Source organism: Laedolimicola intestinihominis (assembly GCF_040096155.1).
GTDB classification, from domain to species: domain Bacteria; phylum Bacillota; class Clostridia; order Lachnospirales; family Lachnospiraceae; genus Laedolimicola; species Laedolimicola intestinihominis.
The window spans coordinates 80,468-97,692 of sequence record NZ_JBBMFE010000005.1; the positions used below are offsets into that span (position 1 = coordinate 80,468).

15 protein-coding genes and 1 tRNA gene are annotated in these 17,225 nt (G+C 50.6%); 11 read left to right on the forward strand and 5 right to left on the reverse strand.

Annotation, left to right across the window (positions count from 1 at the left end; genetic code table 11):
- Window positions 1-142: 142 nt before the first annotated feature.
- The 7 genes from WMO29_RS07240 (at window position 143) to malQ (ending at window position 7,219) form a co-directional block, all read left to right on the forward strand.
- Window positions 143-1,489, forward strand: a complete 1,347-nt coding sequence (locus tag WMO29_RS07240) for an ABC transporter substrate-binding protein (protein ID WP_435391117.1) — start codon at window positions 143-145, stop codon at window positions 1,487-1,489.
- An 87-nt stretch (window positions 1,490-1,576) separates the two neighbouring features.
- Entirely contained in the window at window positions 1,577-2,428 is an 852-nt protein-coding gene (locus WMO29_RS07245; RefSeq protein WP_158362550.1) for a carbohydrate ABC transporter permease, read from the forward strand.
- A 1-nt stretch (window position 2,429) separates the two neighbouring features.
- Entirely contained in the window at window positions 2,430-3,272 is an 843-nt protein-coding gene (locus tag WMO29_RS07250) for a carbohydrate ABC transporter permease (protein ID WP_349164351.1), read from the forward strand.
- Between the two features lie 8 nt (window positions 3,273-3,280).
- Window positions 3,281-4,291, forward strand: coding sequence for a LacI family DNA-binding transcriptional regulator (locus WMO29_RS07255; protein WP_349164352.1), 1,011 nt, complete (start codon window positions 3,281-3,283; stop codon window positions 4,289-4,291).
- Window positions 4,292-4,374: 83 nt separating this feature from the next.
- On the forward strand, window positions 4,375-5,472 hold the full coding sequence (locus WMO29_RS07260; RefSeq protein WP_349164353.1) for an ABC transporter ATP-binding protein: 1,098 nt from the start codon (window positions 4,375-4,377) through the stop codon (window positions 5,470-5,472).
- 34 nt (window positions 5,473-5,506) lie between these two features.
- Window positions 5,507-5,746, forward strand: coding sequence for an HPr family phosphocarrier protein (locus tag WMO29_RS07265; protein ID WP_158362543.1), 240 nt, complete (start codon window positions 5,507-5,509; stop codon window positions 5,744-5,746).
- A gap of 6 nt (window positions 5,747-5,752) precedes the next feature.
- On the forward strand, window positions 5,753-7,219 hold the full coding sequence (gene malQ / locus WMO29_RS07270; RefSeq protein ID WP_349164354.1) for a 4-alpha-glucanotransferase: 1,467 nt from the start codon (window positions 5,753-5,755) through the stop codon (window positions 7,217-7,219).
- A 72-nt stretch (window positions 7,220-7,291) separates the two neighbouring features.
- Here malQ and WMO29_RS07275 read toward each other — a convergent pair whose 3' ends face one another.
- From WMO29_RS07275 to WMO29_RS07290, 4 genes are all read right to left on the reverse strand, one after another.
- Complete coding sequence (locus WMO29_RS07275; RefSeq protein ID WP_349164355.1) at window positions 7,292-8,425, reverse strand: type II toxin-antitoxin system HipA family toxin; 1,134 nt, start codon at window positions 8,423-8,425, stop codon at window positions 7,292-7,294.
- The gene (locus tag WMO29_RS07280) at window positions 8,412-8,690 is read right to left on the reverse strand and encodes a helix-turn-helix domain-containing protein (RefSeq protein WP_178039996.1); all 279 of its coding nucleotides are present in this window, start codon (window positions 8,688-8,690) and stop codon (window positions 8,412-8,414) included. Before WMO29_RS07280 ends, WMO29_RS07275 begins: the two co-directional genes overlap by 14 nt.
- 267 nt (window positions 8,691-8,957) lie before the next feature.
- Entirely contained in the window at window positions 8,958-10,331 is a 1,374-nt protein-coding gene (locus tag WMO29_RS07285) for a sodium-dependent transporter (protein ID WP_349164356.1), read from the reverse strand.
- 164 nt (window positions 10,332-10,495) lie between these two features.
- Complete coding sequence (locus WMO29_RS07290) at window positions 10,496-11,923, reverse strand: aspartate ammonia-lyase (RefSeq protein WP_349164357.1); 1,428 nt, start codon at window positions 11,921-11,923, stop codon at window positions 10,496-10,498.
- Between the two features lie 162 nt (window positions 11,924-12,085).
- On the opposite strand from WMO29_RS07290, the gene WMO29_RS07295 reads away from it, so the two are divergent.
- Window positions 12,086-13,036: a LysR family transcriptional regulator gene (locus tag WMO29_RS07295; protein ID WP_349164358.1), complete on the forward strand. Its 951-nt coding sequence runs from the start codon at window positions 12,086-12,088 to the stop codon at window positions 13,034-13,036.
- A gap of 94 nt (window positions 13,037-13,130) precedes the next feature.
- On the opposite strand, the gene WMO29_RS07300 is transcribed toward WMO29_RS07295, so the two are convergent.
- Complete coding sequence (locus WMO29_RS07300) at window positions 13,131-14,585, reverse strand: nicotinate phosphoribosyltransferase (protein WP_349164359.1); 1,455 nt, start codon at window positions 14,583-14,585, stop codon at window positions 13,131-13,133.
- 254 nt (window positions 14,586-14,839) lie between these two features.
- Between WMO29_RS07300 and WMO29_RS07305 the strand changes: the two genes are divergently transcribed.
- From WMO29_RS07305 to WMO29_RS07315, 3 genes are all read left to right on the forward strand, one after another.
- Window positions 14,840-16,018 (forward strand): cation diffusion facilitator family transporter, encoded by a 1,179-nt coding sequence (locus tag WMO29_RS07305; protein WP_349164360.1) that lies wholly within the window; start codon window positions 14,840-14,842, stop codon window positions 16,016-16,018.
- Between the two features lie 119 nt (window positions 16,019-16,137).
- Window positions 16,138-16,209: transfer RNA gene (locus tag WMO29_RS07310), tRNA-Gln, on the forward strand.
- A 286-nt stretch (window positions 16,210-16,495) separates the two neighbouring features.
- Window positions 16,496-17,095 carry a TetR/AcrR family transcriptional regulator gene (locus WMO29_RS07315; RefSeq protein WP_349164361.1) on the forward strand — a complete coding sequence of 200 codons (600 nt, stop codon included), beginning with the start codon at window positions 16,496-16,498 and terminating at the stop codon, window positions 17,093-17,095.
- Window positions 17,096-17,225 lie beyond the last annotated feature (130 nt).

Below are 17,225 nucleotides of genomic sequence, written 5' to 3' on the forward strand. Positions count from 1 at the left end.
AAAGCAAGGAGTGGAAAAAACTTCTTGCTTTTTTTCGTGAAAGAGACTATGATAGAAGCATAAGAACTGGAAACGTTTCCAATGAAACGTTTCCAAAACGGATTCCAACAAGGAATTCCACCATGAACGGGAGGAAATCATTATGAACAAGAAACTTTTAGCTCTTACATTGAGCGGCGCTCTGGCAGTTTCCATGCTGGCAGGCTGCGGCGGATCTTCCAACGGAGGAGACACCTCTACATCTACAGACACGAAGGCAGATACCACAGAAGCAAGCGGAGCAGAAGGCTCTGTATACTATCTGAACTTCAAACCGGAGCAGGATCAGCAGTGGCAGGACCTGGCAAAGGCTTATACCGACGAGACCGGCGTTCCGGTAACCGTTGTAACGGCAGCATCCGGTAACTATGAGACCACTCTGATGAGTGAGATGGGCAAGAGCGGCGCTCCGACCCTGTTCCAGGTAAACGGACCGGTGGGTCTGGCAAACTGGAAGGATTACTGCTATGACCTGGCAGGATCCGATATCTACGGACAGCTGACCAGCGATAACTACGCGCTGAAGGAAGACGACACCGTATACGGCATCGCATATGTAATCGAGTCCTACGGACTGATTGTAAATAAGACACTGCTGGAGAAGGCAGGCTACACCATCGACGATATCCAGTCCTTCGCGGATCTGAAAAAGGTAGCCGAGGATATCACAGCACGCTCCTCTGAGCTTGGCTTTGCGGCATTTACCTCTGCAGGTATGGACGGCTCCTCTGACTGGAGATTCAAGACCCATCTGGCAAACCTGCCGATTTACTTTGAGTATCAGACCGATGGTATCAGCAGCACAGACGCTATCAAGGGAACCTACTTGGACAACTACCGCGATATGTGGGACCTGTACATCAACAACAGCACCTGCGACCCGAAGGAGCTTTCCGCTAAGACCGGTGACGACTCCAGAAACGAGTTCCTGGCAGGCGACGCAGTCTTCTTCCAGAATGGTTCCTGGGAGTACGCGAACCTGACAGCAGACGGCGCTTATACCGATGACGACCTGGCTATGATTCCGATTTATATCGGCGCTGGCGACGAGGCAAATCAGGGTCTCTGCACCGGTACAGAGAACTACTGGTGTGTGAACAACCAGGCAGACGAGGCAGATATCCAGGCAACTCTGGACTTCATGAACTGGTGTGTAACCTCTGAGCTGGGAACCAAGACCATGGCTGATGAGATGGGCTTCGTTATTCCGTTCAAGGGCGCGCAGGAATCCAAGAACCTGTTTGTAAAGCAGGACGCAGAGTACACCGCAGAAGGCAAGACTCCGGTATCCTGGAACTTCACTACCATGCCCTCTGAGGAGTGGAAGAACGGCGTAGGCCAGGCTCTGACCGCATACGCAGCAGACCAGACCGACGCAAACTGGGCAGGTGTTGTATCCGCATTCGTTGACGGATGGGCAACCGAGTACCAGATGGCAAACGGCCAGTAAAAGAAAGAGACTATTTTAAGGGGCGGGCAGTTCATACTTGCCTGCCCTTTTTCTACTCAATTTTAACTCAGAAAGGAGTGCAGAATCATGGAAAAAGCGATCAAACGCTGGTCGCCCCTTTTTGTACTGCCCACGCTTCTGGCTTTTACGATTGGATTTATCATTCCCTTCTTTGAGGGACTGTATCTGTCCTTCTGCCAGTTCACGACAGTAAAAAACGCGAAATTCACAGGCTTTGGAAATTATAAGAAAATCTTTTCCGACCTTACATTTTTAAGCTCCTTTAAGTTTACCGTGCTCTTCGCGGTGGCCTCCATTGTGCTGATAAACGTCATTGCCTTTGCACTGGCGCTTCTTCTGACACGGAAGCTTAAGGGTACCAATATTTTCCGTACGATCTTCTTTATGCCGAACCTGATCGGCGGTATCGTGCTGGGATATATCTGGCAGATTCTGATCAACTGTGTGCTTTCCATTGTAGGACAGCCGCTTTTGGCACTGAACAGCTCCGCAGGCTACTGGGGACTGATTATTCTTATGTGCTGGCAGCAGATTGGTTACATGATGATCATCTATATCGCGGGACTGCAGAATGTCTCCGATGACCTGCTGGAGGCAGCCCAGATCGACGGAGCGACGCCCTGGCAGACTTTATGGAAGGTGAAGCTTCCTATGGTTATGCCGTCCATTACCATCTGTGTATTCCTGACGCTGACCAACTCCTTCAAGCTCTTTGATCAGAACCTGGCACTGACCGGAGGAGATCCGAACCATATGACAGAGATGCTGGCGCTGAACATTTATCAGACCTTCTACGCAAGGGCAGGAGCCCAGTGGAAGGGTCTCGGCCAGGCCAAGGCTGTACTGTTCTGCCTGCTGGTTATCGTAATTTCCGTGCTCCAGCTGCGGGCTACACGTAAGAGGGAGGTGCAGCAGTAAGATGAGAAAGAAGAAACAGATACAGGATACCGTCATGATAGTGTTTCTGAGCATTCTGGCGCTGTTGTACGTCTATCCGATCGTCATGATTCTCTTTAACTCTGTAAAGAGGGAGACGGCGATTACCACCTCCGGCGCGTTCACCCTGCCGACGGCGGACACCTTCGCAGGCCTGGCGAACTACGCCAACGCGATTGCCTCCAAGGGCTTTTTACAGAGCTTAGGCTACAGCCTTCTGATTACCATCACTTCTGTGGCGGCGATTCTTATCTGCTGCTCCATGTGCGCCTGGTACATCACCCGGGTAAAGGGAAAGCTGTCAAAGATTCTGTATTACCTGTTTGTATTTTCCATGGTAGTACCCTTCCAGATGGTGATGTTTACCCTGTCCCAGACAGCGGATTCCTTAAACCTTAACAAGCCCTGGAATATCTGGATTATCTACCTGGGCTTCGGAGCGGGCCTGGCAGTTTTCATGTTCGCGGGCTTTATGAAATCCATTCCCCTGGAGGTAGAGGAAGCGTCCATGATCGACGGCTGCAATCCGCTGCAGACCTTCTTCCTGATTGTACTTCCCATGCTGAAGCCGACCCTGGTATCCGTAGGAATCTTGGAAGCCATGTGGGTATGGAACGATTACCTTCTGCCGACCCTGGTACTGGATATTAAGAATTATAAGACCATTCCTATGTTGATCCAGTATTTCCGCGGAAGTTATGGTAAAGTAGAGATGGGCCCCATGATGGCAAGTATTATGTTAACCGTAATTCCTATTGTTATCGTATATCTGCTGGGCCAGAAACACATTATCAAAGGAGTGGCTGCGGGAGCAGTTAAGGGATAAACATACAGATGACAATCAAAGACATTGCGAAGGAGTCCGGATACGCGGTAGGCACGGTGTCCCGTGTGCTCAATAATCATCCGGACGTATCGGAAAAAGCGCGAAAGACCATTATGGCGGTGGTAGAAAAGCACCATTTCAAACTAAACAGCAACGCCAAGCACCTGAAGCAGCAGGCCAGCAGCGGAATCGCGATTATCGTAAAGGGTTCCCAGAATATGCTGTTCGCTTCCATTGTGGAGCGGCTGCAGCGGCTTATAAGTGAGAAAAAGTACGCTTCCTTCATCTACTATATCGGTGAGGAGGAAAATGAGGTGGAGCGGGCTGAAAGGGTATGCCTGGAGCGGCATCCCTTGGGGATTCTCTTTCTGGGAAGCGACCTGGAGTTCTTCAAAGAGCGGTTTGACCGGCTGGAGATTCCCTGCGTGCTGGTTACCAACTCGGCGGCGGAGCTGGGCTTTGACAATCTCTCCAGTGTCAGTACAGACGACGAGGCAGGCGCTCAGGCAGCGGTAGCGCATCTTCTAAAGCTGGGTCACCGGAACATCGGTATCCTGGGCGGCTATATGGAGAAGTCCCATGCGGCCCATACCCGGTACAAGGGCTGTGAAAAGGCCTTTGCGGAGCAAGGTATAAAGCTGGAGCCCGGTCGGCAGTACCGTTCGGCGTTCTTTTCCATGGAGGAGGGCTATCACGCCATGGAGCAGCTGTTTGATCAGATGCCGGATCTGACAGCGGTATTTGCCATGGCAGACGTGCTGGCAGTGGGCGCTATCCGCGCCATCCGGGACCGGGGACTGCGGGTGCCGGAGGACGTTTCCGTGATAGGCTTTGATGGAATTGAACTGGGAAATTATCTTTCTCCGCGGCTCACCACGGTGCGCCAGGCCAGAGAAAGGATTGCCGACCGGAGCCTGGAAATTCTGCTCTCGGACATTGCGGGGGAGCGTCCGGCGGTGCATGAGCTTCTTCCCTTTGATATCGTGGAGGGAGAGAGCGCGGCGAAAATCGCCCGCTAAGACAGAACAGAAGATAGGTAACGGTGAAGATATGGAATAATTACGGTGTACGCCTCAGGCGGACATGGTAAGGAGGAAGAAAAATGGCAGATATTACATTTAAGCATGTGGTGAAAACCTATGACAATAAAAATACAGTGGTTCCGGATTTGAATCTGGAAATTCACGACAAGGAATTTATCGTGCTGGTCGGTCCGTCCGGCTGCGGAAAGTCCACGACCCTCCGCATGATCGCGGGTCTGGAGGAGATCAGTGAAGGCGACCTGTACATCGGCGACAGAAGAGTGAACGATGTGGCGCCCAAGGATCGGGATATCGCGATGGTATTCCAGAGCTATGCCCTGTATCCCCATATGACCGTATACAAAAATATGTCCTTTGCCCTGGAGCTTCATGGCACGCCCAAGGACGAGATTGACAAAAAGGTACGCGAGGCAGCCGAAATTCTGGGCCTGACAGAGTACCTGGACCGGAAGCCCAAGGCTCTGTCCGGCGGACAGAGACAGCGTGTGGCACTGGGTCGCGCCATGGTGCGGAACCCTGCGGTATTCCTGCTTGACGAGCCCCTGTCCAACCTGGACGCCAAGCTCCGTACCGAGATGAGAAGCCAGATCGCCGCGTTACATAAGCGTCTGCAGACCACCTTCGTATATGTAACCCACGATCAGACCGAGGCTATGACCATGGGCGACCGTATCGTAGTCATGAAGGACGGTATCATCCAGCAGGTAGACACGCCCCAGAACCTGTACAATTATCCCTGCAACAAGTTTGTGGCAGGCTTTATCGGTTCTCCCCAGATGAATTTTGTGAACGTGAAGGTGGAGAAGGATGCAGCCGGAACCGTACTGGTATTTGGCGATTACCGGATTCCGGTAAACAAGCCGGAGCTCCAGGCTTATGTGGGCAAAGAGGTTATCATGGGCATCCGCCCGGAGGACATTCACGCGGAGGAATCCTTCCTGTCTATCTCCGACGCTTCCAATATCGAGGCGAAGGTAGACCTGGCGGAAATGATGGGATCTGAGATTTATCTGTATCTGACCTGCTTCGGACAGAAGCTGGTGGCCAGAGTGCCGTCCCGTACCGGAATCCGCGCGGAGGACGTGGCGAAGCTGGCTCTGGATGTGAACAAAATTCATGTTTTTGACGCGGAGACGGAAGCTATCATCTGTCATTAGGATTAAAAATCGGGCAGTCAGGAGGAAAATCACGATGACGAAATATACCGTTTTATTGAACAGCATTGAAAAAATAAAAAACTTTGTAAATACCATTACCCGCTATCCCTATGATTTTGATCTGGTGTCGGGACGCTATACCATTGACGCCAAATCCATTATGGGTATCTTTTCCCTGGATTTGACCCACCCGCTGGATCTCTGTGCCTATACGGACGGGGATGAAAAGCTTCAGGAGGATCTGAAACCCTATCTTGTGGAAAAAGGAGCGTGATGGCCGGTGAGAAGCAGTGGAATTTTGATGCACCTTTCTTCCCTGCCGAGTCCTTACGGAATCGGCAGCATGGGAAAACCGGCGCGGGAATTCATTGATTTTCTGAAGGCGGCGGGCCAGGGCTACTGGCAGCTGCTTCCCATCTGTCCCACCAGCTACGGGGATTCTCCCTACCAGTCCTTTTCTACCTACGCGGGCAATCCTTACTTTATCGATCTGGAGCTGCTTGAGGCAGACGGACTTCTGGAATGGCAGGAGTATGGAGAGGTGGATTGGGAGAGCGCGCCGGATAGGGTCAATTACGGCGTCCTGTACGAAAAGCGTTACCCGATTCTGCGGAAGGCCGCAGAGCGGTTCCTTACGCGGATTCCTTCGGACTATCCGGAATTCTGCGAGAAAAATGATTACTGGCTAGGAGATTACGCCCGGTTTATGGCCATGAAGCATGCTCATGGGGGAGCGCCCTGGCAGGAGTGGGAAGCCCTTTCGGCTGAGGAAATTGAGCTTCGGTACGCGGAGGAGATCCGCTTCTGGAAGGTGCTCCAGTATCTGTTTTTCCGGCAGTGGAAGGAGCTTCGTGCTTATGCCAATGAGCAGGGAATCCGTCTGATTGGCGATCTGCCCATCTATGTGTCCCTGGACAGCGTGGATGTGTGGGCACATCCGGAGCTATTCCAGCTGGACGAGAACCGAAATCCGAAAGAAGTGGCCGGCTGTCCGCCGGACGGCTTTTCCGCAGACGGACAGCTCTGGGGAAATCCTCTGTTTGACTGGAAATATATGGAAAGGAACGATTATGACTGGTGGGTCAGACGGATTCAGTATCTCTGTAAGGTTTATGACATCCTGCGGATCGATCATTTCCGGGGCTTTGATTCCTACTATGCGATTCCCTATGGAAACACAACGGCCCGGGGCGGGCGTTGGAAGCAGGGACCGGGAATCGCTCTGTTCCGGGCAGTAGAGGAACAGATTGGGCCGCAGCGGATCATTGCGGAGGATCTGGGTTATCTGACTGAATCGGTCCACCAGCTTCTGAAGGACAGCGGCTTTCCGGGAATGAAGGTATTGGAATTTGCCTTTGACAGCCGGGACGGAGGCGGCAACGCCTATCTGCCGGAGAATTATCCGGAGCATTGCGTGGCCTATGTGGGAACCCATGACAACGATACGGCGCTGGGCTGGATGAAAACAGCTCCGGCAGAGGATGTGGCCTACGCCAAGGAATATCTCCATGAGACAGAGGATGAGGCAACGGCCCGGGCTATGCTCGCTGCCATCTGGAACAGCCGGGCAGAGCTTGCCATCGTCCAGGCGCAGGATATCCTGGGACTGGGAAGCGAAGCCCGCATGAATACGCCATCCACGGTGGGCGAAAACTGGCGCTGGAGAGCGAAAGAGGGAAGCTTTACGCCAGAGCTGGCTGCAGAACTTCGAGAGAAGATGGAAGCCTGTGGGCGGTTGGAAAAATAAAAAAGTACAGATGATACGGATGTAAAAAACGGGACATGGCAAACGCTGTGTCCTGTTTTTGTATCCAATTATTTACAAAACATATGCCCCAAGCATTTCTTTTACGCAGGTATCAATTTCAGATGCAATGGTTTTACACAAATCAGCTTTCAGACCGGCAGCAGTTCCGACAGCAACCAATTCTTTCAGGCCGGGATTTCGCCCGTTGCCATCGACGGTCGTAGTGTGCTCGCCGTAGTAAGTATTACTGTAGGTCAGGTCGTAGGCCGGACTCAGCCGCCAGGAATCGGTGGTATCGTCGTAAAGATAGGTAAAATTCTTTGAATGATCGTCCCGGTTGTGGGCGAAGACATTGAAGCACATGCGGCGATACATATTTTCCAGATCCTGAGGATTATCACGGGTCAAAATCTTCGTCAGCTTCATCAGACTGTGGTAATCAAGGCTTGGCTGCTCAAAATCCAGTTCCAGAAGAGCAGCAGCTGTCAGCATATGGATACGTTTTTCACCGGAGAAAGTCATGACGCGATCAAAGCGTTTCGTCCCGAAATAGCCTTTACATACATCAGAAGAAAATAAGCGGAACGGACTTACGGTAATGCCGCATTGCTTCGCGCACAGAGCGTACTGATATTCCATAAATCCGGCGTCCGGGCCGTCCACATGGGAGGGAAACTTGATAATCCAGGATTCACCGTCGATTTGCGTCATGATTTTAGGCCGTGCGCCGCCGCTGGTTCCGCCCAGACGGTATAATTCATCCAGCTTATCGGAAAATTCGGTATTCAGGATCTTCTGACATTGCCGGGCCAGAACGTCCAGGTTATCCAGTTCCGGTTCCGCGCAAAGATCATACTGCGGCTGATAGGTAAGCGCGCCCATTCCGGAAGAACCTACAATAGCGAGACGGTCGAGAACCGTGAGACGATCCGCATTTTCCTCCTGTTGTTTTAATAAACGCTGGAGCAGAAGGCGCCCCCAGGCGTCCGGCAGGCTGTCGGCAAATACGCCGAATAGTCCACCAAAATAATCTTTGGATGGAAGAAAAACCTGGCGCTTCAGCGGAAGCGAAAAGGGACTGACGGGAAAGCCGGTCTCCAGCCATTCCTCAGAATATTCAAATGCGGCCTTATGTGCGCTTGTCAGGGCAAGGGTGCCTACCAGCCTTTCGTCATAAAGTACCTGAATGACTTTATTTGTTTTCATTGATAACCTCCTGAATGTTCCGATAGGGAACCTCGGTAAAAAGCTGTCTCAAATCGTCTGCCATATCCAGTGCCATGGCAATCCTGGTCAATGAGAGAAGTGAGATTTGTCCGGTGGTTTCAAAGCGTTTCACAGAGCCGAAGCTGACGCCGCTGATCTGCGCCAGTTTTTCCTGAGAGATAGAGCGGCGCTTTCGGATAAGGCGCACCCGATCGGCAATTTTTTTGTCCAGTTCCTCGGCGGTTTCCCAGATGTATTCGTTCATGAAAGAACCCCTTTTATAATAGATAATATATTATCTAAAAATGAATAAAATAAGTAAAATCATATAATATATTATACATAAATGGATGAACATATTCAAGAAATAAAAGATGGAATGACGACAAAAAGTTCTATAAATAGCAGAGAGAATTTATTTGCTGAGATATATAAAAGAAAGGCGGAATTTGCCTGCGCAAATAGAAAAAGAGGTGTCACAAATAGCCTGTTTTGACTATTTGTAACACCTCTTCTAAGATATCGGATAGGACTACATGGAAATCCACCCAAAGGCGTTTGACACGGAGCTGAGCAGGATAATGACTGCAAAGACCGGTCCGAGATACTGGATCATGACGCGGAAAATCTTCTTTCTCTTAAAAGACTGTTCCCCGTGGAGCACTTCTTCTTCAATTCCCTTTACGCCGATGACTCTGGACACCAGAAGGCAGGTAGCGACTGCCGCGATGGGCATCATTACAGAGTTGGTCAGGAAATCAAAGAAATCCAGAAACTGCATACCGATGATTTTCACAGCAGCCAGGGGACCGTAGCCCAGGGAGGACAGGGTTCCCAGAGCGAGCATAATGATACCGATCATGACAGTGGCCTTTTTGCGGCCCCAGCCAAGCTCGTCCTCGAAGGTGGACACCGCGCTTTCGGTCAGGGCGATGGAGCTGGTCATAGCTGCGAAGAGTACCAGCAGGAAGAACAGGACACCCACGACAGTTCCCATCCCCATGCTGTCGAAGACCCTTGGGATGGTGATGAACATCAGCGCCGGTCCGGCCTGCAGCGTATCCGGATCTCCGCCGGAGAAGGCGAATACTGCCGGAATAATCATCAGGCCCGCCATAATCGCGATGGCTGTATCGAAAATCTCCACATTTTTCGTGGACTCTTCAATGGAAACATCTTTCTTCATGTAGGAGCCGAAGGTCACCAGAATACCCATGGCGATGGACAGGGAGTAAAACATCTGTCCCATGGCCGCTACTACGGTCATCCAGGAAAAATTCTCCAGATTCGGTACCAGGAAATACTTCACGCCAGCCAGAGCCCCCGGTCTGGTTATGGAGTAAACGGCAATGATGACGGATAATACCACCAGAATCGGCATCATAATCTTGGATACCCGCTCAATTCCATTGCGGACGCCTGCGTAGATAATCAGCAGGGTACACAGAGAAAATACGATGAAGCAAAGCTCTGTGGAGACGCCATTGGAAATAAAGGCGGAGAAATAACCGTCCGCAGCCAGGGCATGTCCGTGTCCTGTGAGATATTCCACTAGGTATTTGATTACCCAGCCGCCGATGACGGAATAGTAAGGAACGATCAGAATCGGAATAATCGCGTTGATCCAACCGCCGAAGGACAGCCATTTAGATTTGCCAAAGGTGTGATAAGCGCCCACCGGACTTTTTTTCGTCATGCGGCCAATGGCAGTCTCCGCCACGATCATGGTATAACCGAAGGTCAGCGCCAGAATGATGTAGACCAGCAGAAAAATACCGCCGCCGTATTTGGCCGCCAGATACGGAAAACGCCAGATGTTGCCCAGGCCTACGGAGGCGCCGGCTGCGGAGAGTACGAAGCCCAGTTTTCCCGAAAAAGAGCTTCTTTTGTGATTGTGTGAATTCATTTGTAAAATCCCCCCCATTTTGATATGTCATACAGAGTTTAAGTGTAACACATAGGACAGGGAAAAGCAATAAAAGATCACCGCCTGCGAAGATGGCAGAAACGCAGGCGGTGGTCTTTTTGAACGATTGTAATTAGGAAATTGTCATAGAAAAATGTTTTCAATCAGTCCTTCTTCAGCAGCTCCTTACCGGAGATACCCGGCTCAGTCATCTGTACCGGATTCAGAATCTCGTCAAGCTCTGCCTCTGTCAGAAGCTTCTCCTTCAGAATCAGCTCACGGACGGAATCGCCGGATTTCATGGCTCTCTTGGCGATATCGGCGGCCTTCTGGTAGCCTACATGGGGGCAGATGGCAGTAATGATACCCACGCTGTTTTCTACCAGGTAACGGCAGCGCTCCTCGTTGGCAGTGATTCCAACGACGCAGTTGTCTACGAAGGTCTCTACGGCGTAAGCCAGGGTATCGATGGACTGGAACAGGCAGTAGAAGATGATCGGCTCGAAAGCGTTCAGTTCCAGCTGGCCTGCCTCAGCAGCCATGGTGATGGTCATGTCATTTCCGATGACATTGAAGGCAACCTGGTTCACTACCTCAGGAATAACCGGGTTTACCTTGCCCGGCATGATGGAAGAACCATTCTGCTTTGCCGGAAGGTTAATCTCATGGAAGCCTGCGCGGGGACCGGAGGACATGAGACGAAGGTCATTGGCAATCTTGGATAAGGTAACGGCGCAGGCCTTGATAGCGCCGGATACGGATACGAACGGGTCAAGGTTCTGGGTGGAATCAATCAGGTCGAAGGCCTGGATAAAGTCCATACCGGATACCTCAGACAGATTCGGAACGATACGCTTTAAGTAAGCTTCGTCTGCGTTGATACCGGTACCGATGGCAGTACCGCCCATGTTCAGGGAACGCATCTCGTCCATGGCGATGTCCATACGGCGGATATCACGCATAACTGCGACAGAGTATGCCTTGAATTCCTGTCCAAGACGGATGGGAACCGCGTCCTGCATCTGGGTACGTCCCATCTTGATGACATGGTCAAATTCCTCTGACTTTACGGAAAACGCGTCGTGAAGACGAAGAAGCTCTTTCTTCAGATTCTGCAACAGCCGCAGGGAAGTCATCTTACCTGCAGTGGGGATGACGTCGTTGGTGGACTGGCCGCAGTTTACATGGTCGTTGGGGTGTACGATGGAGTAATCGCCCTTCTGGCCGCCCAGAAGCTCGATGGCGCGGTTGGCGATGACTTCATTTGCATTCATATTGATAGAGGTTCCGGCGCCGCCCTGAATCGGGTCAACGATGAAGTCCTCGTGATGCTGACCGGCCAGAATCTCGTCGCAGGCCTTCACGATGGCGTCTGCCCGCTTCTTATCCAACAGGTTAATCTCGCAGTTGGTGATGGCAGCGGCCTTCTTAATATAAGCCAGGCTGTTGATAATCTCCGGATGCATATTCAGTCCGGTGATATGGAAATTTTCTGCGGCACGCAGGGACTGGACGCCGTAGTACACGTCTTCGGGGACGTCTTTGGTACCGATGGAGTCTTTTTCAACTCTATATTCTGTCTTGTCGCTCATAACAATTCTCCTTCAGTAAATAACGTAATTTTTAAACCTGATTTTTGCGCGCTTTTCAAATTTCATTGTTGAGCTTATTATAGCAACCTGCTACAATATAAGCAAATACATATATTTCTATAATCTATATAACTTTAAAATTATGTTATGGGGAGGAAAATCATGTTCCGCGGAATGGAATACGTCTATGCAGTTTATCAGGAAAAAAGTATCTCCCGGGCGGCTGAGCGCCTGTGTATTTCCCAGCCGTCCCTAAGTGCCAATATTAAAAGAATTGAAGGAAAAGTGGGATATCCGCTTTTCGATCGGAGCACCAAGCCCCTGTCCCTGACCGAATGCGGCGAGCGATACATCCGCTCCGTGGAGCAGATCATGGCCATTGAAAATGAATTCTCCGATTACGTAAACGATTGGGGCGACCTGAAAACCGGTAATCTGGTGCTGGGTGGCAGCAGCCTCTTTGCATCCTGGGTATTGCCCGGCCTCATCGGTCGATTTTCCGTCCGTTACCCTAAGGTACATGTGGAGTTGATAGAGGAGAGCACCGCCGAGCTGGCCCGCCTTCTGCAGCAGGGCCGAATTGACATGATGCTGGACAACTGCAGACTGGATCCCCGACTTTTCGATCACGCCGTCTATCGAGAAGAAACTCTGTTTCTGGCCGTTCCCAGGCAGTTTCCGGCTGCGGAGCAGGCGGCGGCTTATATTCTGAGCAAAGAGATGATTGAAACGGGGAAATGGAAAGAAAAATCGGTAAAGCCGGTTCCCTTAAAGTTCTTTACGGAAGCGCCCTTTGTAATGCTGAAGCCGGAAAATGATACCCGGAAGCGCGCGGTGGAGATTCTGGAACGGGCCGGAATCAGCCCGGAGATTTCCCTGGAGCTGGATCAGCAGCTGACCTCCTATCACGTAGTCTGTTCCGGCCTGGGGATAGCCTTTGTCAGCGATACGCTGATCCGCGAGGTTCCCGCCCGCAGCGACGTGGCCTATTTCAAGCTGCCGGAGGACAGGCGCAGCCGGAACCTGAGCTTCTACTGGAAAGCGGGAAGATACCGGACGCGGGCCATGGAGGAATTTCTGAAACACACCACCACTCCGGTCCCTCAAATCTAAAACGGGGCGGAGTCTGCCCCAGGTAGCTCCACCCCTTGCGAAATCAAAAGTCAGAAAAACCAGGGTCACACCCTGGTTTTTCGTCCGTTGTATACTACTTACCCTGGCTCATCTGATCCAGCAGCCCCGTCTTAATCCGAAACAGCTTATCCGACAGATCCACATAAACCTGATGGGGATTGGTAAGTCTTCTTGTCTCATCCCAGAGCGTCTCCTGCTCCTTCTTACAGTAATCCCGGATTTCCATAACGCTGGGAGAAGTGTACACACACTCGCCCTTCAGGAACACCGGAACCAGCAGCTCCCGTACATGGTAGGTGCCGCCTTTTAAGGTGGTCTTCTTCCAGGTTTCTATGGAATCGAAGATCAGCAGATCCTTGTCCGCGTCATAAGACTCATCAGCCAGCGCAATCAGATCCGCGCGAATCTTGCCGGTCTCATTGTCATAGAGACGGAACACCGTCTTATTGCCCGGGTTCGTAATCTTCTCAGAATTTTCGGAAAGCTTAATCTTCGGAATAAACTCTCCATTTTCATCCTGTACAGCCGCCAGCTTGTATACGCCGCCGAAAGCGGGGCAGTCGCTGGAGGTAATCATATTGGTGCCGACACCCCAGGAGGTGATGGCTGCGCCCTGATCCTTCAGGCTGTTGATCAGGTACTCATCCAGATCGCTGGAAGCGGAAATAACCGCATCCGGGAAACCGGCCTCGTCCAGCATCTTGCGGGCTTTCTTGGACATATAAGCCAGGTCACCGCTGTCCAGACGGATACCGTAGAAGGTAAGCGGAATACCGGCTTCGCGCATCTCTGTAAATACGCGGATAGCGTTGGGGACGCCGGATTTTAGAGTGTCGTAGGTATCCACCAGAAGAATGCAGGCATCCGGATACAGCTCGGAATACTTCTTAAATGCGGTATACTCATCCGGGAAGCTCATAATCCAGCTGTGCGCGTGGGTACCCTTAACCGGCACGTCGAAAAGCTGTCCGGTCAGCACATTGGAGGTGCCGATACAGCCGCCGATCATGGCAGCGCGGGCTCCGTAGATACCGGCGTCCGGACCCTGTGCCCGGCGAAGACCAAACTCCATGATACCGTCGCCCTTAGCCGCGTATACGACCCGGGCGCACTTGGTAGCAATCAGGCTCTGGTGGTTGATGATATTCAGAATAGCAGTCTCCACTAACTGTGCTTCCATAATCGGGGCGATAACCTTTACCAGCGGCTCACGCGGAAATACAACCGTTCCCTCGGGAATCGCGTAGATATCGCCGGAGAAATGGAAATTGCTCAGATAATCCAGAAAATCCTCATCAAAAAGCTTCAGGCTTCTCAGATAGGCAATATCATCCTTATCAAAGGTCAGATTCTTAATGTAATCAATAACCTGGTCAAGACCAGCCGCAATGGCAAATCCGTTTCCAGAGGGATTTTTCCGGTAAAAGGCATCGAAAATAACCGTTTCATTGGTGTGATTCTTGAAATATCCCTGCATCATGGTCAGCTCATAGAGGTCGGTCAGCAGAGTCAGTTTCATCGTACTCATAATAAATTTGCGCTCCTTCGCAGTTCCGGACAGCGCCGTTTAATGAACGGACAACTGTCTTGTCATTAAATTAGATGTTATCAAGATAGCACATTTACAAAAAAATAACAAGATCCACTTCCATTTTTCGTAGAAATAATATATGATAGAGAGAATAGCATCAGAGAGCAGCGAAAGCTGCCTTCTGGTGCTATTGCGGTATATGGAGAGTTAGTGATCGGCAACAGCCGTTCGAAAAATGGGGGCAATGAAATATGACTGAATTACTGGTAAAAACATTTGTAAAAGATTATCAAAATACAGAGGAAGCGAAGGTTCGGACGGCCTACGGTGTGCTGGCCAGTCTGGTTGGCATCGTCTGCAACCTGCTTCTGTTTGGGGGAAAGCTGGCTGTGGGACTGGTGCTTCACAGTGTGTCCGTTATGGCGGACGCCTTCAATAACCTGTCCGACGCTGCTTCATCCGTCATCGGTTTCATCGGTGTAAAAATGGCAGAGAAGCCTGCGGATGAGGAGCATCCATTCGGCCATGGCCGCATCGAATATATTGCGGCGCTGATTGTATCATTTTTGGTCATTGAGGTAGGCTTTACTTTCTTCAAAAACGCCATTGCGAAAATCCGGACGCCGGAGGAATTAAGCTTCAATCTGATTTCCATGGGCATTCTGCTGGCGTCCGTGGCTGTGAAGCTTTGGCTCAGCTTTTTTAATAAGAAGCTGGGGAAACGGATCAACTCCACTGTGATGCAGGCGACAGCCACAGACGCGTTGGGGGATGTGGTGACAACGCTGGCGACGATGGGTTCGATCCTTTTCTTTTATTTTACAAAGATTAATATCGATGGTTATGTGGGCCTGGCGGTATCCCTGCTTGTCATGTGGGCCGGCGTCGGTATTGCGAAGGATACGCTGGAGCCGCTGATTGGCCAGTCGGTGGATCCAAAGCTGTACCGGGAGATTTCAGAATTTGTGGAAAGCTATGACGGCATTCTGGGCAGCCATGATCTGATTGTACACAATTATGGCCCGACGAAAAGTCTGGCATCCATCCATGCGGAGGTGCCGAACAATGTGGATATCGAGACATCCCATGAGATCATTGACCGGATCGAGCGGGACGCGGCAAAGAAGCTGGGAATCTTTCTGGTGATTCATATGGATCCGGTGGAAACTGCGGACGCGCAGGTGGCAGAAGTGAAGGCAGAGGTGCAGGAAGTGCTTCATCAGATGGATGAACGTCTGAGCCTGCATGATTTTCGTATGGTGGATGGAGAAAAGTGGATTAATCTGATCTTTGACGTGGTTGTCCCTTTTTCCTATGGGGAAAATGATCGGCCAAAGCTTCGGGAAGCTATCGAAGAAGAAGTGAGATCCCTGGACGAACGCTACCATTGCGTCATTACATTTGACAGTGGTTTCGTGGCGGAGGAATAGTCCATCCGCCGCCCGATTTCCGGCGTTCGGCAAAAGGCTGAAAAAAAATCGAAAAAAATGAAAAAAGTGCTTGCATTCTACAAAATACTATGGTATCATAATATTCGTCGCTAAGACATAGGGCTATCGCCAAACGGTAAGGCAACGGACTCTGACTCCGTCATTTCAAGGTTCGAATCCTTGTAGCCCTGCTGAGGGAATCTCGTGAGAGATTCCCTTTTTTGCTCTATAGGAAATACCGTGTTACATTAAAGTGTGAAAGCCATGATTCCTATAGAGCAAAAAGCCCCTCCGGGAGATCGCACTGCGGCGGAATGGAATCATGTCGCTTATGCGACCCGCCGCAGGCGGAGAATCCTGCTTCGCAGGATTCTTTCTTACTCTACGAAGAGATTGCGATATAAAAAAAGCTATGATAAAATGAAAATCTGAAGTATATCATCAGTCCATTATTTTATATAAAGGCGGAAGAAAGCTTTGCGTACAGTAAACGAAGAGGCCCGGCGGGCGAGAAAAATAGAATTGATGGAAAAGGCCTACGACTGTTATGCGGAAAATGGCCTGACAGGTGTGGGAATCAAGACAGTAGCGGAGGCCTGCGGATGTAATTCCGCTACGCTGTATCAGTATTTTGAGAATCTGGACGATCTGATTATACAGTCTACCGGATACTGTATGGCGAAGGTGGAGGATGATTTCATGGCGAAAGCGCCCACCGATCCGATGGAGTTGATGCATTTCATCGATGAGATTCCCTACTGGACAGCAAAAAAGCACGGGAAGAAGTACCGGCTGATGTACCAGGTCTACACGCATCCGAAGTATATCGAACACGGCAAGCAGTTCTTCAAAGGAGTAAGCAGGCGTTATATGGAGTATGCCATAAGCCTGGAGGCGAAGCTTGGGATTCCCTGTGAGGTGCTGACGCCGCTGATCTTTATTCTGATTCGAGCCAGCGTGCATTACGCAATGTTTGAGGATGAATATTATCTGAAGAGCCAGCTGGAGGTACTGAAGCAGAGCGTCGTGATGTTTATGGAAAAATATAAAGGTAATATGGTAAAAAAAGCAGAATAGAGAATCACATGGTGGATAAGTGGTGTCTGGCCGTCAGGTCAGGCACTATTTTTTTTATCTTTTCACAGAGATGCTTGTATACGGAGCTATATTATGATATTGTATAACTAAACGATTAATTAATAAAAAG